The organism is Macellibacteroides fermentans, from assembly GCF_013409575.1.
GTDB lineage: Bacteria > Bacteroidota > Bacteroidia > Bacteroidales > Tannerellaceae > Macellibacteroides > Macellibacteroides fermentans.
The window spans coordinates 108,074-127,916 of record NZ_JACCCY010000001.1 but is presented as its reverse complement, the minus strand read 5'-3'; the positions used below and the strand labels follow the sequence as shown (position 1 = coordinate 127,916).

Sequence of the window (19,843 nt, the reverse complement as noted above, 5' to 3'; positions counted from 1 at the left end):
TGTATGAAAAGCCAACAATTAAGAAAGCTTGCACCCGAACTTGATTCGCTGCGTTTAGGTAGCGGATGGAGTGTGGAAGACCTCCAAAAACCCCAGATTATTGTAGAAAGCAGTTACGGACACAGTCACCCTGGTAGTGCCCACCTGCAAGCATTGGTAGAGGAAGCCGGAAAAGGGATTAAAGACTGTGGCGGCAAACCTGCCAACTACTACGTAACCGATATTTGTGACGGCGAAGCACAGGGCCACGATGGGATGAACTACTCTCTTGTTTCGAGAGACATCATGGCTGCGATGATTGAGATTCATGTTAAAGCTACGCCCTTTGATGCCGGTGTTTTTATTACCAGCTGCGATAAGTCGGTCCCCGCACATTTAATGGCCATAGCCCGTTTGGATATGCCGGCATTGTTAATGCCCGGAGGAATCATGAGTGCAGGTCCGAAGTTGCTAACGCTGGAGCAAATTGGCAAATACAGTGCGATGCACGCACGTAAAGAGATTACCGACGAACAATTTATGAGTTACAAAAGGGATGCCTGTCCCAATTGCGGAGCCTGTTCTTTTATGGGTACAGCCTCCACCATGCAGATTATGGCGGAAGCATTAGGTATGGCCCTACCAGGCACAGCTCTGATACCAACCTCCTCGCATTATCTGAAGGATGCTGCACGTGCAGCCGGCGAAAGAGCTCTTGGCCTTGCCAAAGAACAGCTTAAGCCATCGGACATAATGACAATGGAGGCGTTCGAGAATGCAATCATGGTTCATGCCGCTATTGCCGGATCAAGCAATAGCCTGCTTCATCTTCCTGCAATTGCACATGAACTGGGAATCGAGCTATCCCCTGCCCTGTTCGATAAAATACATCGCAAAATTCCCTATTTGCTTAATATTCGTCCCAGTGGATATTGGCCGGGCGAATATTTCTGGTATGCAGGCGGTGTACCGGCCATCATGGAAGAAATAAAGGATTTTCTACACCTTAATATTCTTACTGTTACAGGAAAAACGGTGGGTGAAAATCTGGAGAACATGCGATTGAGAGGCTTTTACGAAGGTTGTAGAAAGCACTTATCGGGTCTGGGAGTAAAAGTACACGATATTATAAGACCGGCCAGCGAGCCTATAAGGCGCGAAGGTGCGATTGCCATACTGAAAGGAAATCTTGCCCCCGAAGGAGCTGTTGTTAAACACTCGGCCATCTCGCCCAAATTGTTAAAGGTTTCTTTAAAAGCAAGGGTGTTTAACTGCGAAGAAGATGCTATGAAAGCAGTAATCGATAAACAGATTCATCCGGGTGACGCTGTGTTTATTCGTTATGAAGGTCCCAAAGGAAGCGGTATGCCTGAAATGTTCTATACAACAGAAGCCATTGCATCCGACGCATCACTTATCGATAGTGTGGCACTTATCACCGACGGTCGGTTCTCGGGTGCGACAAGAGGTCCGGCTATTGGGCATGTTTCGCCGGAAGCCATTGACGGGGGACCTATTGCCCTTGTTGAAGAGGGCGACATAATCGGTATAGATATTCCAGAGCGCAAACTGGATATTATCGGGATTAATGGCGAGCTGCTTTCGCCAGATACGATTGAAATGGTTCTTACCGAAAGAAGAAGAAAATGGAAATCGCCTGTTTCAAAGCATAATCAGGGTATATTGCAGATATATACACGCAACAGTGTTTCTCCGATGAAGGGTGCATATATGGAGGACAACAGCAATGAGTGAAGCATCCCATTTAATACTTGTCACATTCTTATCCATTGGTTTGTTACTTTATCTCGTACTTAGGGTAAAGTTACATCCCTTTCTGTCGCTGCTTATTACGGCCATGTTTTTAGGTGTAACTTCGGGAATGCCTTTAAGCAAGGTTAACACGGCTATACAAAACGGATTGGGTGGCACATTGGGGTTTGTAGCCACCGTGGTAGGCATTGGAGGAATATTCGGACAGATACTGGAAGCATCGGGTGGTACAGAAGCCATTGCAAGGAATCTTATTCGGCGTTTTGGCAAAGACAAGGCACATTGGAGTCTGGTTATGGCCGGTTTTCTGATTGCCATACCTGTTTACTTCGATGTAGGTTTTATAATTCTGGTGCCGGTTGTGTATGCCTTGGCTAAAGACACGAAGCGTTCTACTTTGTTCTATGCAATACCTTTATTGGCAGGACTGGCCGTAACTCATACATTTGTACCTCCTACTCCCGGACCTGTGGCTGTGGCGGATATGTTGGGTGCCGACTTAGGCTGGGTCATTCTCATCGGATCTCTTATCGGTCTGCCGGTAGCTATTCTTGCCGGTCCGGTATTTGGATCTTACATTTCTAAAAAAATCGATGTGGCTCCCCCGAAGCACATGATGGAAGAACTGAACAATGGTACAGAACAGTCAGAATGTTCGCTTCCTTCTTTCACTGCTGTTGCAACCATTATAGGTATGCCCTTAATGCTTATGGTGGTAAAGTCTGTCATCGAACTTCTGATAAAGCTCGGCTATATGCAGGAAGGCATAGTGTACGATATATCTGTATTTGTTGGCCACCCGTTCACGGCATTGATCATCGCAACTCTTATGGCGGCTTATTTTCTGGGTACTCGCAGGGGATTTACCCGAAAACAATTACTGGATGTAAGCGCCAAAGCGCTGGCGCCGGCAGGTATGATTATTTTAATCATAGGTTCGGGCGGAGCATTTAAAGAGATGCTTATCCAAAGCGGTGTGGGTAATGTTCTGGCCGAAGGCATCTCTGCCACGAAGCTTCCTCCCATAGTTCTTGCTTTTATTATTGCTGCAGCGGTTCGTATAACATTAGGCTCGGCCACAGTGTCCATGATTACAGCCGCCGGAATAATCGGACCTATACTGGAAGCCTATACCCTTTCCGAAATTCACCTGGCTTTGATCGTAATTTCAATCGCTTCGGGTGCTACCATTTTATCCCATGTAAACGACAGCGGATTCTGGTTAGTGGGCAAATACCTGGGGTTAACAGAAATGCAGACATTAAGGTCGTGGACCGTAATGGAAACAATTATTGCATTGGGTGGATTTGGAATTGCATTGTTGCTAAGCTTTTTTGTATGATGAGAATTTTAATAGTCAAACCATAATATTTCATACCTTTGCAAAAAATAGAAAGATTCGTATGACTAAGCTTGTTGCATTTACTGCAGCTGTGGGGATAGTCTTTATCCTATCAGGCTGCTATAAAAAAGAGTATTTTGAAGACAGTGGTACAGTATTTCATACATTGTATCATATCAAATATGAATCCCATGAGCTTCTGACAGAAAAGATCGATGCCGAACTTCAACAATTCAATCTTTCTCTTAATCCGTTCAATCCAAACTCGATTATATCGAAGGTAAACAATAACGAACCTGTAGAAGTAGATCCCTGGTTTAAGGAGGTGTTTACCAAGTCATTGGAAGTATCAACTGCTACAGACGGAGTCTTTGATATCACTTGTGCGCCGATGGTCAACCTGTGGGGATTCGGTTTTAACAAAATGGATAGTGTAACGCCTCAAATGATTGATAGCATCAAATCTTTTGTAGGCTACCAAAAGATTCATTTGAAAGGATCAAGGATAGTTAAAGATGATCCAAGAGTAATAATAAACTGTTCAGCCATTGCCAAAGGATATGCTTGTGATGTTATTGCCCGATTACTTGAGAAAGAAGGTGTTGAGAATTACATGGTGGAGATTGGTGGTGAAGTAACCATGAAGGGAGTAAATGCCCAGGGCGATTGTTGGCGAATCGGAATTAATAAGCCCGAAGACGAAACCACCGGAATGAAGAATGAAGTTGAAGAGGTGGTTCAATTATGTAAAAAAGGTGGTATTGCAACATCTGGGAATTATCGTAATTATTACGTAAAAGATGGAAAAAAATACGCGCATACGATAGATCCCAGAACCGGATACCCCGCACAACAAGATATATTAAGTGCAACGGTTGTGGCCGACGATTGTATGACGGCCGATGCATATGCTACTTCCTTCATGGCCATGGGAACAAAGGCTATGCGAAAGCTGGTCACAAAGACTAAAGGGATCGAGTATTTCATCATCTATACGGATTCTATTGGAAATCAACAGATTGAATATTCCAAAGGAATGATTCCTTTTTTGCCTAATCGTCAGCAATTAGCGATATTAGAAAACCCTTAAAAAAACCTTTTAAATTCAAATAATTCTTCTATATTTGCATAAACCGAAAGCTCAAAAATGCTTTTGCAGCTAATTGTTGCTGTTTATAATTGATGAACTACTAATGTGAATATTAAATATAGTTTATTCCTTTGGCTAACCGTTTTGTGCATAGTGATAGTATCACTTTATGCATGTAATTCTGTGCAAAATAAAAAGCCCCACAATGTATTGGTAATTCATTCTTTCAATAAAAACGATAGTTGGGTAGAGGATCTAAACAAGGGTATTAAAGAAGCCTTTGATGATGAGAACTTAGATACCCAAGTTAAGGAATACTATCTTTCTACAGAGTTAAGGACCGAAGAGGCCAAACAAAACGAGATAAACAAGTTACTGGATAGCTACAGCTCAAAACCATTGGATTTGATTATTGTGGCTGACGACGACTGTTTTTCTTCTTTCTTTGCCACAGAGCATCCATATACACATTCCAAACCTGTAGTCTTTGCGGGAATTGATTATGTTATATCTGAATTAATTGAAAAACATACTCACGAAAATATTACAGGAATTACAAATGAGCCCAATTTTAGGCAAACCTACAGACTTGCAGTTCAACTTTTTGGTAAAATAAACAGCATTCAAATAATCGCAGAAGATTCTTATGCAGGCAGAGCAGCTATAAATGACGCAAAGACTCACTTAATAACCATACCAAATACAGTTATTAAAGAGGATAGTTTACAGCTGGATGTCTGGGAACCATTGGAAATGGAATCGAACGACTCGGTTTATATATCTATTAAGAATATAAATAAAATAAACGGCCGCCAATTAATGGAAAGCATGACCTATCGGCCTCACAGTTTTTGCATTATGGCTAAATGGTCCGATTTTTACTCGGACTTGCCTCACATGGGAACTGCCCCTTTTCTTATGGTAAACAATGAGGGGTTTGGAGATGGACGGATTGGAGGTTATATGGCCGAAAATTATGAGGTTGGATATGAAGCAGGAATTATGGCTGCCAAAATTTTAACTGGCACTCCAGTTGCTTCAATACCTGTTAAAGCAATAGAGCTTAAACCCATATTTAATTGGCAACAATTGCAACGATGGAATATCCCAATTGATAAGCTGCCGGCTAACAGCATTATTCTCAATATGCCGATGCGTATCAGATATAGTAATCTTATTATTTATGTACTAGTTTTTTCAGGTTTGTTTATCGTTTTCATTACTGTATCTTTGATATATATTTTAAATAAAGAGAAAAAAGATAAGAAACTAGCTCAAAACCTATTACTAAATAAACGTGAAGAGTTGGAGGTTACCATGAAATCAATTCGAGAATCGGTAATTTCCATTGACAATAACAAGCGAATCTTTGCAATTAATCAAGCTGCATTGGATTGTTTGGGGTTAAAAAAAGATATGCACGAATACATTGGTGCCGATATTTTCTCTGTTTTAAATATAACATTAAGAGGTCGTGACAATTATTTAGCAGATATTTTCAATTCCTTAGACAAGTTCTATCTCTCTTATCAGCTTGATAAAGGGGCTACTATTGTTACATCAGAAAATCAGTCTCTTTTAATTGAGGGAACTGTCAGTTCATTACTAACAATGGATAATTATACGGGCTGGATTATCTCTTTTAAAGATATAACAGACGAATTCATAAAAAAAGAGCTTCATACGCTGGCCATGGGGGATGCACATGTATATGCGTGGCGTTACAACGGAAAAAAAGATGTTTTTGTATTTGAAGAGGTCTTCTTCAGAGAGACCGGAGTGTATGACAACGGTAAACATACCATCCATTCGGATGTTTTTGAAGGAATGATTCATCCGGAAGACTACGGGAATTGGAATAAACAGATCAAACATATTCTGGACCGAAAGAGTGACAAACTGACCATCCAAATACGTATATACATTAATAATAAATATGAGTGGTGGAGTTTCAATGTAACTTACATCAATAATCCGGCCCTTTCTACCTCATTCACACTTTTTGGACTGTGTATGAGTATTCAAACATTCAAAGAGACAGAAGAAAACCTGCGGATTGCAAAGGACAAAGCGGAAGAATCTGATAAGCTTAAAAGTATCTTCCTTTCTAATATGAGTCACGAGATACGTACTCCATTAAATGCAATTGTAGGATTCTCGAATCTACTTACATCCGATGATAATTTCTCAGCCGAAGAGAAAAGTATCTTTGTAACTACAATTAATGAAAAGTGCGAAATACTGCTTACACTAATAAATGACATACTAGACTTGTCAAGGATTGAGAGTGGCCTGCCATTTAATCCTGAAGTATGCAACCTAACATTAATCATAGAAGAGACGCTGGCCTCCGAAAAAACAATCCTAAGTCCATACGTCGCACTTAAAAAGAATTTACCAAAGGAACCTGTATTTATTAATGCCGACTCATTGAGATTAAGACAATTGATCCGTAATCTCATTAACAACTCATTTAAATTTACACATGATGGCTTTATTGAAGTTGGTTGTATCCTTTCCAAAAATAAGAATCTGATTTTCTATGTCGAAGATTCAGGATTGGGTATTTCTCTTAAAGAACAAAAAAAGATCTTCGAACGTTTTTATAAGACAGATAACTTTAGTCAGGGAGGAGGATTAGGCCTTTCTATTTGTAAAGTGATTGTTGAACGCATGGGTGGTGAAATTTCTGTTCAATCGGTTCATGGTGAAGGATCAAAATTTACGGTGGTCCTACCCTATTCAAGTGTAATTGAAGCTTCGTATGAAAATGAGTAAACTTAAAATTGAACATAATCTGAAGTATCTTGTGGCAACAATCCTGTTTGTTGTTATCAGCATTCTTAGTATATCGTGTTCTGATGCAAAAAAACACAAGGATTCCTACAATATATTACTTATTCACTCAAACAATGAGGGGCCTGTATGGCAGGATGAATTAACCCAGGGGGTTAAACAGTATTTTGATGAGAACAATGTCGATGTAAACATATCGGTACATTACATGAATACAGACTTTGTTATCAATAAAGAAAACATAAGAAGGATGAATGACCTTATGGTTTCCTACGAACAAAATCCACCGGATTTAATTATCACCTTCAATAATCAGGCTACTTATTCCTTATTATCCTCTACTCACTATATTGCCTATAATGTACCAATCGTGTTCAGTGGAACTTCACATTATTTCAATTATCTGATTGATAATCACTCCAACATTACCGGTTTTATAGCAAAACCGGATTTTAACAAAGTGTATAAATTAGCAAAAACACTGCTAAAGGATAGTACGTTGATGCTTAATGTAATTGTAGATGGAACTCCTGCCGGATTAAGCTTGTTGGATACTTTTAAAAAACAAATGAATCCGGAAAATCATTCAGACAAAATGTTGTATTATAACATATATGATGAGAATATTCACGACATCATGTACTGGAATCAATATCATTCCAAAAATGTATTTGTTATCATGCCCAAGTGGAATAGTTTCTATTCTAACCTGGCACATGAATCATCTGCACCCTTTTTCCTCGTTAATAATCAGGGTTTTGGAGATGGAAGCCTGGGTGGATATATGGTGCCCACCAATAAACAAGCTCAACTTACAGCCCAAACAGCTCTTGAAGTACTTAAAGGCCGCTCCATTAAATCCATCCCAATAAAAGACATGGAGCAAGTTCCTGTCTTCGACTGGAGAGAGATAAAAAAATGGGACTTGAATATTAAAGATCTTCCTAAAAATACGCTTATCGCCCACATGCCGTTTTATGAGAAATATAAAATACCTCTGCAAACCGGAGGAGGCATTGTATTTGTTTTTATTTTAGTTGCCATCACTCAACTAATACTTCTATATAAAGAAGAAAGCAGACAGAAAAAAGATACGCTGCATAAATTACTTAAACAAGGTAAAGAGCTTGAACTGTCGCTTAAATCAATCCCAGAAGGTGTAATATCCTTAGATTTAGCTAATTGCATATTAACAATAAATAAGGCTGCCATGCAGTTTTTGAAATTGAAAGGAGATGCCACCTCCTACATAGGAGCAAACCTTTTCACCTTACTGGATATTCATCTTCCAGGTAATACATATTATCTACAAGAAATGATCTTATCTACAAAAGGAAAAGAAAAGAACCTCTCATTTGATAAAACTGCCTATATCAAATCTCCAAATGTAAAAGATTTTCCTATTAAAGGAGACATCGCAGGAATTTACAGAGATGGTATTGCCTATGGAACCGTTATTACATTTACAGATATCTCCAACGAACTGATTCAAAACGAACTGATGGATATTGCTATGAATAATGGTAGTATTTTTACCCTTCGAATACCCGAAAGCCATGAAGGAATTAACTTTAGTCCCCTGTTCTTCAGTCATTATCAAATTTATGACGATGGGAGTCATCTAATTAGCAACGACGAATTCATTAAACTGCTTCACCCCGATGATGTTGAACTCTTCCATGATTTGATAAGTTCTGATTACTATCTGGAGGGTAAGATTGCTTTTAAAGCCCGTATTAAAGTAAATAATAAGGGATATAACTGGTTTGAATTCCGTTTATCATCCATGTACGATCCCAAAGCGAGTACGAAGAAATTCATTTTTGGAATAGTAATTGATATCCAGTCGTATAAACAGACGGAAGAAGAACTTGTAGCAGCCCGGGATAAAGCAAAGCAATCGGATGCACTTAAAAGTGCCTTTCTTGCAAATATGAGTCACGAGATTCGCACGCCTCTAAATGCTATTGTTGGATTCTCAAACCTGCTAACCTGTGATGATGAATATGACCAGGAAGATAGACTTATCTTTATTGACGCAATCAACAACAACTGCAGATTGCTTTTGGCTCTTATATCAGACATCTTGGATCTGGCACGGATTGAAAGTGGATCCATGCTCTTTAAGAATATCCGCTGCGATGTGAACGAATTGATTGAGCAAATTATTAATACACATCAGGTAATTATACCATCCAATCTGCGCTTGATAAAGGAGGTGCCTAATGAAACATCAATTCTGATGATTGACTGTATCCGACTGAATCAGGTGATAACAAACTTGATAAACAACGCCATCAAGTTTACAACTAAAGGTTATATTAAAGTTGGCTACACGAAAGAAAAAGAGGGATATCTCAAATTCTTTGTTGAAGATACAGGCCGGGGTATTGCCGAAGAAGATCTAAACAATGTATTTAACCGGTTCTATAAGAAAAATGAATTTACTCAGGGAGCCGGGCTGGGATTATCGATTTGCAAGGTAATTGTAGATAGGTTCAATGGCACCATTCAAGTAACATCCAAGCAAGGAGAAGGAACACGCTTTGAAGTTCGCATACCCGATCAGGATGCTGCTTCCTATGAAATGGATGGCATCGTACCCAACTGCGATAAAGGAGTCAAAGACTACAGTCAACAGATACAAGTAACCAATCAACCAAAGAATGGCTTATCAACGATCCTGATTGCCGAAGATGAAGATAGTAACTTTCTGTTGGTTAAAACCATTCTTAAGAATAAGTATCAATTGATCAGAGCTAAGAACGGCAAAGAGGCAATTGATATATTCAGAAGAGAAAACATTGATTTGATTCTGATGGATAATAAGATGCCTGTTATGTCGGGGCTGGATGCTCTTACAATCATAAGAAAAGAATCAAATACAATCCCGATCATTATGCTTTCGGCCTATGTATTTGATTCCGACATTGAAACAGCCAAAAAAGCCGGAGCATCAGAGTATCTATCCAAACCCGTAGATGTAAAACTACTGAATGAAACCATCGCTAACTTTCTAAGCTAAAAACTTTAGCCTATCATCTTTCGCCATAAGTTAATTGCCATTTATCGAGCATTTTAAAATCAAGCTCTTTTAACCCTATTTTCCAGAAAGGAATCGGATCATCATGATCTCCCAGATACATACGGTCGCGTACCTTAAATGCCGGCTGTGTAAGTGCAAAAGAAGAATCGGATTCCGATGTACTGACACCTCCTAAATCAAGAACGGTATGAAATACACTGTTGGTACTTACAGGAGTTGTCTGATGATTGACGGCCGCATTGTACTTTTCGGGCCATTCTGTTCTGAATACATCCGAGAACCAGATAATATACGGAATATGAAGCTGGTAGTAAGTTGGAATTGGCGATGCATGTAAATATCTGGCACGCGCATCGTCAAAAATATCTTCACCGTGATCAGACAGATATACCAACGATGTGCAGTCGCCGGTTTGTTTAAGCTTCGAGATAAGTTCGGATAAAATATAATCTGTATAAAGTATCGAGTTATCGTAAGCATTGCGCATTTCTTTTTTATAAGCAGCACGTATTCCGGCCACTTTATCAGGCTTAAACATACTAAACTCCTTTGGATATCTTTCATGGTAATTGAAATGAGATCCATAGGTATGAAGCACAATAAATAAATTGCCTGTATTTTCCTTAATTGCTTTATCTACATAAGGCAGAACGGCCCCGTCGTGCAAAGAGGTTAGAAGACTGCCTGTTTTGAAAGAGCTGAGATCAATAAATTGATCGGCTTCACGATAAAAAGCACCGATCATTGAGGTGGTAAGCTTCTGATTGGCAATAACAACTGTTTTATATCCAGCCTCTTTAAAGGCAGTCACAATACTTTTCTGACTGTATATCACCTCATAGTTTTCGGCCGAAGCTGCCGAAAGAATTATGGGTACACTCTTATGTGTATTATTAGATTGAGTAATTACATCGGTAAAATGCACCAATCCATCCTGTTTACCTAGCCGAGGAGTCGTTTCTCTTTCGTAGCCATACAAACTCCATTCCATCGCCCGGGAGGTTTCTCCTACAACAAGCACTACAATTTCCCTTTTAGAAGATGTTTCATCCTTCTTTGCATTAAATGTAAAATGGGCCGAAGTTTCATGGTATCTTTTGTTTTTACCAGCTTTCTCTATTGCAAAATAAAGATTATAAAGAGCATTGACCGGATAAACATCCTTTTTAAAAGAGACTTCCTGTTCTCTATCGGGGGTTAATATATAGGAGGTGCCGCCTGCTATAAAAATTGCCAAGGCCACTAAAGCCCACTTCTTTCTAAAACTTTGCGACAATTTATCTTTCAGTCGCACAGAGCGATACGCAAGATACAATGTGGGCAATGTATATAAAAAGAAAACACAGAGGATAATTACCAATATATTTCCGACCAATTCACCTGCTTCCGAAGCATTCGAACTGGTAAGGTTTAAAAACATATCTACGGCAACAACCGATTCTCCGAAAAGATAAAGCAGAATAAGTTGTCCCCCATCCAGAATAAACTTGGGAAGAAGCAGCCACACCATTATTCCAGGCTTTTTGAATACCAGCAACAGCCACATAACACAAGCCAGAGGGATTAAGATAGCTGCAATTCCTACTGTGATAGAGAATGGCTCCGTAACAAAAAAAACCAGATTTGGGACAATAAGCAACAGGGAGAATAAGAAATACAGATGCTCCTGACTTACAATCCAACGAACAATTTTTGAGAAATGGGCCATATATTCAACTACTTACAATTCAAAACACCTATTAAAACCTTTATTATAAAAAATAAAACCAGCAAATGTAATCAAATTTAAACACTAACAAGCTATTAAGTATTAATTAAAAGCGGCTATTTTATTAATTGTTTCGATAAACTCTTCGTTCGTAAGCATAATGGAAGGCTCCCTAAAATTAACATAGTCTTCAAAATAGTCGCTGGCAACATCGGCAACCAGTTCCGAACCATCCAATCCGAATGATGTAACTATATTTTCGACCTTGCTTCGAATCCGGCGGATTACATCCAGTCTCTCCTGGTAACGATCCGGCTTTTCATTACCGGTAATATGTTCGTTTTTTGCTATCAGATACATAACAGTATAAAACTTGTCCACATTTCCAAACAGCGGAATAAATTGTTGTTTAGTTTCATCGGGTAATCCCGCCAGTAAAGCTTGTACTTTTGTCATTTTAATCAAATTATCATTTAAGGGTGCAAACCTACATAAAAAAGTTCATTTTAGCCATATGAAGCAGTCGGATAGCTTCCATCTAAATTTATCAAAACTACAGTAATGAATGCTAATTTCCATCAATTTTAGTGATGTAATTTAGTTTTAGATACCAAATTACTCATAAAAACAGAAATATACAGGTAAAAAACAAAATGAAAACTGACTTATATCAATTTTACATTTCAAATACAATCAATAAATCGGCTTCTACTGTTGCAATAATCCATTAGAAATATCTAACTTTACGGATTGAAAAGTATTGGACGTGGTGCATAAGGGTTTTTCATTGTGCCCGTTTATTAAACCGCCCAAACCGGTTTTGAAATACTTTCTGCGGCTACAGCTTTGGCTGAAGCACCCAGACAGACAAAAAAAAGTAAAATATATAATGACCAACAAATGGAATTTTCAGAAACCGACAGAAGAAGAAAACCGGATAAGCAAAGAGCTGGCTGATAAGCTGGCCATAAGTCCTGTTATCTGTCAGCTTCTTGTTAAGCGTGGCATAACTACGGAAGAAGAGGCAAATAAGTTTTTTAAGCCCAGTCTGAACGACCTGCATGATCCTTTTCTGATGCCAGACATGGATAAAGCGGTAAAACGCCTGAATAAGGCTCTGGGTGAAAGGGAAAAAATATTGGTATATGGCGATTACGATGTGGACGGAACAACAGCTGTTTCATTGGTCTACAAATTCTTACGCCCCTATACCACATTATTGGATTATTATATTCCGGATCGGTACGACGAAGGTTACGGCATCTCATATAAGGGTATTGACTATGCAGCCGATACCGATGTGAAGTTAATTATATCACTCGATTGCGGCATCAAAGCAATCGAAAAGATTGAGTATGCAAAGAAAAAAGGAATCGATTTTATTATCTGCGACCACCATATGCCCGACGATACTTTGCCGGATGCAGTTGCTGTTCTGGATGCCAAACGCGTAGACTCGATATATCCCTACGAGCATCTTTCGGGATGTGGCGTGGGCTTCAAATTCATGCAGGCATTTGCCAAAAGCAACAACTTTCCTTTTGCCGATTTGGAAAAACTGCTCGACTTGTGTGCTGTAAGTATCGCATCGGATATTGTTCCGATTACGGGCGAAAACCGGATCATGGCTTATTACGGGCTGAAGCAGATAAACAGCAACCCAAGTCTGGGACTAAAAGGAATCATCGATGTTTGCGGTCTGACGGGTAAGGAGATTACCATGTCTGATATCGTTTTTAAGATTGGTCCGCGCATCAACGCTTCCGGCCGCATGATGAACGGTAAAGAGGCGGTTGATCTTTTGCTGGCAAAAGACAGCGAAAGTGCACGCGAAAAGAGTGAAAACATCAATCAGTACAACGACGAACGCCGCGAACTGGATAAAAAAATTACCGACGAAGCCAATGCTATCATAGATGATTTTCAGGATATGGCCGACAGAAAGGCTATTGTTGTCTTCAATCCGGCTTGGCATAAGGGTGTGATCGGTATTGTGGCATCCCGGTTAACGGAAAAATATTACCGTCCGGCTGTGGTACTCACCAAATCATCGGAGCTTATTACCGGCTCTGCCCGTTCGGTTGCCGGATTCGATATATACAAGGCTATTGAAAGCTGCAGGGATCTGCTTGAGAACTTCGGGGGACATACCTACGCAGCCGGACTTTCTTTAAAAGAAGAAAACCTGGAAGCGTTCACCAATCGGTTTCTTCAGCTTGCAGCCGATGAAATCGTGCCGGAACAGATGGTTCCTCAGTTGGATGTGGATGCAATTCTTGATTTCAAAGACATAAACGCCAAGTTTATGCATGACTTGAAAAAGATGAGTCCCTTTGGTCCCGATAACCAGAAACCGGTATTTTGCAGCAGACGGGTAAAGGATTACGGAACCAGCAAACTGGTTGGGAAAGACCTTGAACATATTAAACTTGAATTGATAGATGCCAATTCCAACAGTCCCATTCACGGTATTGCGTTTGGCATGCATAAGCACAGCAAGCATATTAAAGGCATGAAACCTTTTAATATCTGCTATACAGTGGAAGAAAACACATATAACGGAAACACATCGTTACAGCTGATGATTAAAGACATCAAGCCAGACGATATATGAAGGGACGAGGTGGATGTCTACCATAAGATATTAGAGAAGTACTGGGGATACCAGTCTTTTCGTCCGTTGCAGGAGGATATCATCCATTCCATCGCTGCGGGCAGGGATACACTTGGCCTGATGCCTACCGGCGGAGGCAAATCTATTACTTTCCAGGTACCAGCCATGGCGATGGAAGGGATATGCATTGTGGTTACTCCCCTGATTGCCCTTATGAAGGATCAGGTGGACAACCTGCGTAAAGTGGGGATAAAGGCCACGGCTGTATATGCCGGGATGACCCGTCAGGAGATTATAGCGCAGCTTGAGAATTGCATTTTCGGAGATTATAAATTTCTTTACGTCTCGCCCGAACGTCTTGTTACAGAGTTGTTCAAAGCCAAGCTTTACGCAATGAATGTGTCGTTGCTGGTAATTGACGAAAGCCATTGTATCTCTCAGTGGGGATACGACTTCCGTCCCTCCTACCTCGCCATTGCCGATGTACGCGAGCTGCTGCCCGGGGTACCGGTACTGGCGCTTACCGCCACGGCAACTCCCGAGGTGGTGAATGACATTCAGGAACGTCTTCACTTTAAAGAAAAGAACGTATTTCAGAAAAGTTTCGGACGCAGCAATCTTTCTTACGTAGTACGAAGTACGGAAGACAAGATGAATGAGCTGGTACATATGCTGAACAAAGTACCCGGAACAGCCATTGTGTATGTACGCAACAGGAAGAAGACTAAAGAAATAGCCACCATTCTGCAACAAGCGGGTATTTCGGCCGATTTCTTTCATGCCGGAATCAATCATGCAGAGAAAGAGCTGAAACAACAACGCTGGAAAAGCGGCGAATGCCGTGTGATAGTTTCCACCAACGCATTTGGTATGGGTATTGATAAACCCGACGTCCGGTTGGTTGTTCACATCGATATGCCTGGTTCGCTGGAAGAATACTATCAGGAAGCCGGTCGCGCAGGAAGAGACGAACAACGGGCCTACGCCGTGGCTTTATGTACCGGAACCGACAGTGCCAAATTGAAAAAACGGTTGTCGGACGAGTTTCCCGAACGCGATTTCATACTGCGTGTATACGAGGCTTTAGGTAATTATTACCAAATTGCCGTAGGTTTTGGTCTGGATACCGTGCACGACTTCGTTTTAAACGAATTTTGTGCCGCATTTAAGTTTCCGTTACTGCAGACTCACCATGCGTTGAAGATTCTGGAGCTTTCGGGTTATATAGAATATACCGATGAAATCGACAATGCTTCGCGCTTGATTTTTATTGCTAATAAGGAGGATTTATATAAATATCTTCATCAGGACAAGCAATCCGATGCAATCATACAGGTTATTTTGCGTTCGTACACCGGTTTGTTTGCCGATTATGCCTATATTAACGAGGCGCTGATCGCTACACGTGCCAATGTATCGCAGCAAGAGGTTTACGATACGTTGATCGGTTTGTCTAAATATCACATCGTAAAGTACATACCTCATAAAAAGACACCGCTTATAATCTATACCCAGACGCGGGAAGATCTGAAGTATGTTGTTATACCCCCAAGTGCTTTCGAAGAGCGCAGGCAACGGTTTGAAACCCGGATTCAGCGGGTACTGGACTACATTAAAGAAGACCGCAGGTGCCGGAGCCGCATGTTGCTCGAATATTTTGGCGAAGATGGGTCGGCCGACTGTGGATGTTGCGATGTTTGTCTTGCCCGAAACAGTTCGGGGCTGTCCAATCACGAATTCAACACCATTAAAAGCGCCATCGAGAAGGCTGCCGGATCAACACCTCTGGAGGTGAGTAAATTAATTCAGAGTCTGCCCCACCCGACAGAGAAAAGCATTACCGTAATTCGTTTCCTTGCCGACAACGATCCTCAATTTCAGCTTTTCGACGGGTATCTGCGCATAATCGAATCCAACGATCAGAAATAGAAATAAAAAAAAGCTGCGGATTATTCGTTCATTGTTGTAACATGAATGAATAATCCGCAGCCTTTATGCTGTATGGATATTTAATCCTCCATTTCTCTTGTAACCAATACCTTGTCGATACGGGCACCATCCATATCCACAATCTCGAACTTGAAGTTCAACCAACGCAGCTTCTCGCCTGTACGTGGTACACGTTCAAGTATTTCAAGAATCAAACCGCTTAATGTGTTATAATCGTGCTCGTTATACAAGTCTTCCATATCAAAATACTCCAGAAACTCATAGAAAGAGAACTGGCCGTCTACCAGCCAGCTACCATCTTCACGCTGAATGATTTCCTGTTCTTCTCCCACTTCGGGCACCTGACCGATCAACCCTTCCATGATATCTTTCAGGGTAACAATCCCTTGAATCCCGCCAAATTCGTCGGTTACCATGGCCGATTTCACCATGGCTTTTTTAAATTGCTCCAGGGCATTGTACACACTTTGATTCTCCGGAACAAATAAAGCTGGACGGATAACCTGACTAAGTTTGAAGTCTGGTGAATCTATTTTACCAAACAAATCTTTCAGGTAAACGATTCCCTGTATATTATCAAACCTTTCGGACGCAACCGGATACACATTGAAAAGATTCTCCTTCACCTTATCGCTGATGGACTGATTCGAATCTGCCACATCCAGCCAAACCAGTTCGCTTCGGTGTGTCATAATTGAACCAACGTTCCTGTCACCCAGATTAAACACACGCTCTACAATGTCTTGCTCTACCTCCTGCACCTCTCCCACATCAAAGCCCTCTTTGATGATTGCTTTTATCTCTTCTTCCGTAACACGATTATCTTCAGTCTTTTCAATTCCGACTAAATATACAACCAGGCGGGTACTTTTGGAAAGCAACCAAACAAAAGGAGATGCTATGAAAGACAAAACAGACATCGGCTTAGCAACAAACATGGAAACCTTTTCGGCAGCACCCATCCCGATTCTTTTAGGAACCAGCTCGCCCAAAACCAACGTAAGATAAGTAACAATAATTACAATCGTTGTTTTAGAGATGATAAGTGAATAGGGTTTTAGCGGTTCAATACCGTCAATTAGCCAAGCCAGCTCTGCAGCAAAGGCTTCGCCGGAATACAAACCGGTCAGGATACCGATCAATGTAATACCGATCTGTACGGTAGACAAAAACTTATCCGGCTGGTTGGCCAGCTCCAAAGCTGCCTTAGCTAGTTTATTTCCCTTTTTTGCATAGGTTTCGAGCCTCGATTTACGTGCAGAGACCAACGCGATTTCTGCCATCGACAATAAACCGTTTAAAAGAATAAGACAAATAATAATAAAAATTTCCATTCTCTTATTTGTGAATTAACAGTTGCGAAGTTACAACAAATAATTGAAGATAAACAACGCTTCAATAATATTCATTGATATGTTTCCCCAGATTATTAACACCCCCTTTTTGTTTTCTTTCCGCATTCGTACTACCTTTGTATCGTATCAGGTCATTTTATAACCTACATAGGAGAATAACTTGCCCCGGACTCTGTTAAAATAGACAAATTGTAAACAGAAATATGATTCCGACACGAAATTTGCGTATTACCTATCCATCCTCCCAAAAGATCTATGTGCCGGGAGAGATTAACAGATTGAAAGTCGGCATGCGACTTATTACTCTTTCGGACTCGCTGGTTCCCGACGAAAACGGAAAAAAAGAGAAAAGAAAGAATAATCCGGTGATCGTTTACGACACTACCGGTCCGTATTCCGATGCATCATCAGCGCTATGTATTACCGAAGGAATCCCCCGGATACGTGAAGAATGGTATGCAAGACGCAAAGATCTGGTAAAACTTGCCGACTTTACCGTCCCCTCTTTTACAACCAATACAACGGATCCGGCTGCAGAATTTACCTGTTTTCCCAAACAGTATTATCCGTTTAAGGCAAAACAAGGCAAGCGAATCACCCAGATGTATTATGCCAAACGCCGAATTATTACGCCGGAGATGGAATATGTGGCCATCAGGGAGAATCAACAGGTGGAAGGACTGGGATTAAAGTCGTTTATCACCCCGGAGTTTGTCCGAAAAGAGATTGCCGCCGGCAGAGCGGTGATACCCGCAAACTTAAATCATCCGGAATCTGAACCGATGATTATAGGAAAGCGGTTTCTGGTTAAAACCAATGCTAACATTGGAAATTCCACACTTTCGACGGATGTGGAAGAAAGCATCGAAAAAATGGTGTGGAGCTGCAAATGGGGATGCGATACATTGATGGATCTTTCTACCGGTAAATACATCCACGAAACCCGCGAATGGATCATTAGAAACTGTCCGGTTCCTCTGGGCACGGTTCCTGTTTACGAGGCACTGGAGAAGGTAGACGGAAAGATTGAGGACCTTACCTGGGAAGTATTCAGAGACACGCTTATTCATCAGGCAGAGCAAGGAGTGGATTACTTCACCATCCATGCCGCACTGTTAAGCAGTCATATCGATTTGGCTATGAACCGTCTTACCGGAATTGTATCCCGCGGCGGCGCTATAATGAGTACGTGGATGAAGATCCATAAACAAGAAAATTTTCTGTATACACATTTCGATGAGATATGCTCGATTTTAAGTCAGTATGATGCCGTGGTTTCGATTGGAAGCGGACTAAGACCAGGTTCTATTTACGATGCCAATGACATTGCTCAGTTTGCCGAACTTAAAACAATGAACACCCTTACAAAAATAGCCTGGGAACACTTCGTTCAGGTTATTATTGAAGGACCGGGACATGTACCCTTAAACAAAATAAAGGAAAATACATCCGAGCAAAATTATGCCTGTATGGGAGCTCCGTTCCATTCACTGGGGCCGGTTACAACAGATATTTCTCCGGGCTACGATCATATTAGTGCAGCCATCGGCTCTGCGCAGATTGCCTGGTACGGCGTTTCCATGATTTGTGCCGTTTCACCCAAAGAGCAACTCAATGTACCCAACAAGGAAGATGTACGCGAGGGGGTAATTGCCTCAAAAATAGCGGCTCACGCAGCCGATCTTGCGAAAGGTCAGCCCGGTGCGCAGGTGCGGGATAATGCAATAAGCAAAGCCCGGTTCGATTTCAGGTGGAAAGATCTGTTCAATTTATCACTCGATCCGGAAAGGGCAAAACAGTATTACAAGGGAAAAGCAACTAAAAACCCGGAAAACAGTACGATGAACGATACCAACTTCTTTGCCATGAAGCTGAGTATGGATATAAAGAACGGCGAATAACAACCAGTCCTTTCGTCTCAATAAAGTATCTTCTAAAAGCAAATAAAGGAAGATTAATCTTCAAAACAGTTACATCTGTACATCGGGCCCATGGAGGCGATACATTGGGCCCATGGGCGCGTTTAATCGTCTCCATGGGCCCGATGTACATATCCAGTCATATTTCCGGTTAGATGATACTATTTCCGGCGTTAATCAAGCAGGGTTGCCAGCTTAATCTACTAAATGAAAGGGCGTGATTCCCTTTAACGAGAAACACGCCCTTTATACTTATACTCCGCGAAGCAGA

At 40.9% G+C, this 19,843-nt stretch carries 11 protein-coding genes; 8 read left to right on the top strand and 3 right to left on the bottom strand.

What is annotated here, in order from left to right; all coding sequences use genetic code 11:
• The first annotated feature begins 3 nt into the window (after positions 1–3).
• The 5 genes from ilvD to F5613_RS00440 all read left to right on the top strand — a co-directional run bounded on the left by ilvD (position 4) and on the right by F5613_RS00440 (position 10,005).
• Positions 4–1,734 carry a dihydroxy-acid dehydratase gene (gene ilvD, locus F5613_RS00460; protein ID WP_179398266.1) on the top strand — a complete coding sequence of 577 codons (1,731 nt, stop codon included), beginning with the start codon at positions 4–6 and terminating at the stop codon, positions 1,732–1,734.
• On the top strand, positions 1,727–3,094 hold the full coding sequence (locus tag F5613_RS00455) for a GntT/GntP/DsdX family permease (protein ID WP_179398265.1): 1,368 nt from the start codon (positions 1,727–1,729) through the stop codon (positions 3,092–3,094). Before ilvD ends, F5613_RS00455 begins: the two co-directional genes overlap by 8 nt.
• A gap of 61 nt (positions 3,095–3,155) precedes the next feature.
• Positions 3,156–4,184, top strand: a complete 1,029-nt coding sequence (locus tag F5613_RS00450) for an FAD:protein FMN transferase (protein WP_179398264.1) — start codon at positions 3,156–3,158, stop codon at positions 4,182–4,184.
• 183 nt (positions 4,185–4,367) lie between these two features.
• Positions 4,368–6,962, top strand: coding sequence for a sensor histidine kinase (locus F5613_RS16625; protein WP_179398263.1), 2,595 nt, complete (start codon positions 4,368–4,370; stop codon positions 6,960–6,962).
• Positions 6,949–10,005, top strand: a complete 3,057-nt coding sequence (locus F5613_RS00440; protein ID WP_218858848.1) for an ATP-binding protein — start codon at positions 6,949–6,951, stop codon at positions 10,003–10,005. Before F5613_RS16625 ends, F5613_RS00440 begins: the two co-directional genes overlap by 14 nt.
• Positions 10,006–10,018: 13 nt before the next feature.
• On the opposite strand, the gene F5613_RS00435 is transcribed toward F5613_RS00440, so the two are convergent.
• Together F5613_RS00435 and F5613_RS00430 are read right to left on the bottom strand one after the other, a co-directional pair.
• Entirely contained in the window at positions 10,019–11,734 is a 1,716-nt protein-coding gene (locus F5613_RS00435) for a phosphoethanolamine transferase (RefSeq protein ID WP_179398261.1), read from the bottom strand.
• A 102-nt stretch (positions 11,735–11,836) separates the two neighbouring features.
• Positions 11,837–12,190, bottom strand: a complete 354-nt coding sequence (locus F5613_RS00430; RefSeq protein WP_179398260.1) for a hypothetical protein — start codon at positions 12,188–12,190, stop codon at positions 11,837–11,839.
• 433 nt (positions 12,191–12,623) lie between these two features.
• On the opposite strand from F5613_RS00430, the gene recJ reads away from it, so the two are divergent.
• Entirely contained in the window at positions 12,624–14,348 is a 1,725-nt protein-coding gene (gene recJ, locus F5613_RS00425) for a single-stranded-DNA-specific exonuclease RecJ (protein ID WP_179398259.1), read from the top strand.
• Positions 14,349–14,357: 9 nt separating this feature from the next.
• Complete coding sequence (locus F5613_RS00420; RefSeq protein ID WP_179398258.1) at positions 14,358–16,277, top strand: RecQ family ATP-dependent DNA helicase; 1,920 nt, start codon at positions 14,358–14,360, stop codon at positions 16,275–16,277.
• Positions 16,278–16,357: 80 nt separating this feature from the next.
• Here F5613_RS00420 and F5613_RS00415 read toward each other — a convergent pair whose 3' ends face one another.
• Positions 16,358–17,632, bottom strand: a complete 1,275-nt coding sequence (locus F5613_RS00415; protein WP_179398257.1) for a hemolysin family protein — start codon at positions 17,630–17,632, stop codon at positions 16,358–16,360.
• 224 nt (positions 17,633–17,856) lie between these two features.
• Here F5613_RS00415 and thiC point away from each other — a divergent pair, with 224 nt between their 5' ends.
• Positions 17,857–19,554 (top strand): phosphomethylpyrimidine synthase ThiC, encoded by a 1,698-nt coding sequence (thiC, locus tag F5613_RS00410; protein ID WP_179398256.1) that lies wholly within the window; start codon positions 17,857–17,859, stop codon positions 19,552–19,554.
• Positions 19,555–19,843 lie beyond the last annotated feature (289 nt).

Excerpts from the sequence above, each read along its gene's own strand:
- ilvD (WP_179398266.1), top strand. The coding sequence starts at position 4 with ATGAAAAGCCAACAATTAAGAAAGCTTGCACCCGAACTTGATTCGCTG.
- F5613_RS00455 (WP_179398265.1), top strand. The coding sequence starts at position 1,727 with ATGAGTGAAGCATCCCATTTAATACTTGTCACATTCTTATCCATTGGT.
- F5613_RS00450 (WP_179398264.1), top strand. The coding sequence starts at position 3,156 with ATGACTAAGCTTGTTGCATTTACTGCAGCTGTGGGGATAGTCTTTATC.
- F5613_RS00440 (WP_218858848.1), top strand. The coding sequence starts at position 6,949 with ATGAAAATGAGTAAACTTAAAATTGAACATAATCTGAAGTATCTTGTG.
- F5613_RS00435 (WP_179398261.1), bottom strand. The coding sequence starts at position 11,734 with ATGGCCCATTTCTCAAAAATTGTTCGTTGGATTGTAAGTCAGGAGCAT.
- F5613_RS00430 (WP_179398260.1), bottom strand. The coding sequence starts at position 12,190 with ATGACAAAAGTACAAGCTTTACTGGCGGGATTACCCGATGAAACTAAA.
- recJ (WP_179398259.1), top strand. The coding sequence starts at position 12,624 with ATGACCAACAAATGGAATTTTCAGAAACCGACAGAAGAAGAAAACCGG.
- F5613_RS00415 (WP_179398257.1), bottom strand. The coding sequence starts at position 17,632 with ATGGAAATTTTTATTATTATTTGTCTTATTCTTTTAAACGGTTTATTG.
- thiC (WP_179398256.1), top strand. The coding sequence starts at position 17,857 with ATGATTCCGACACGAAATTTGCGTATTACCTATCCATCCTCCCAAAAG.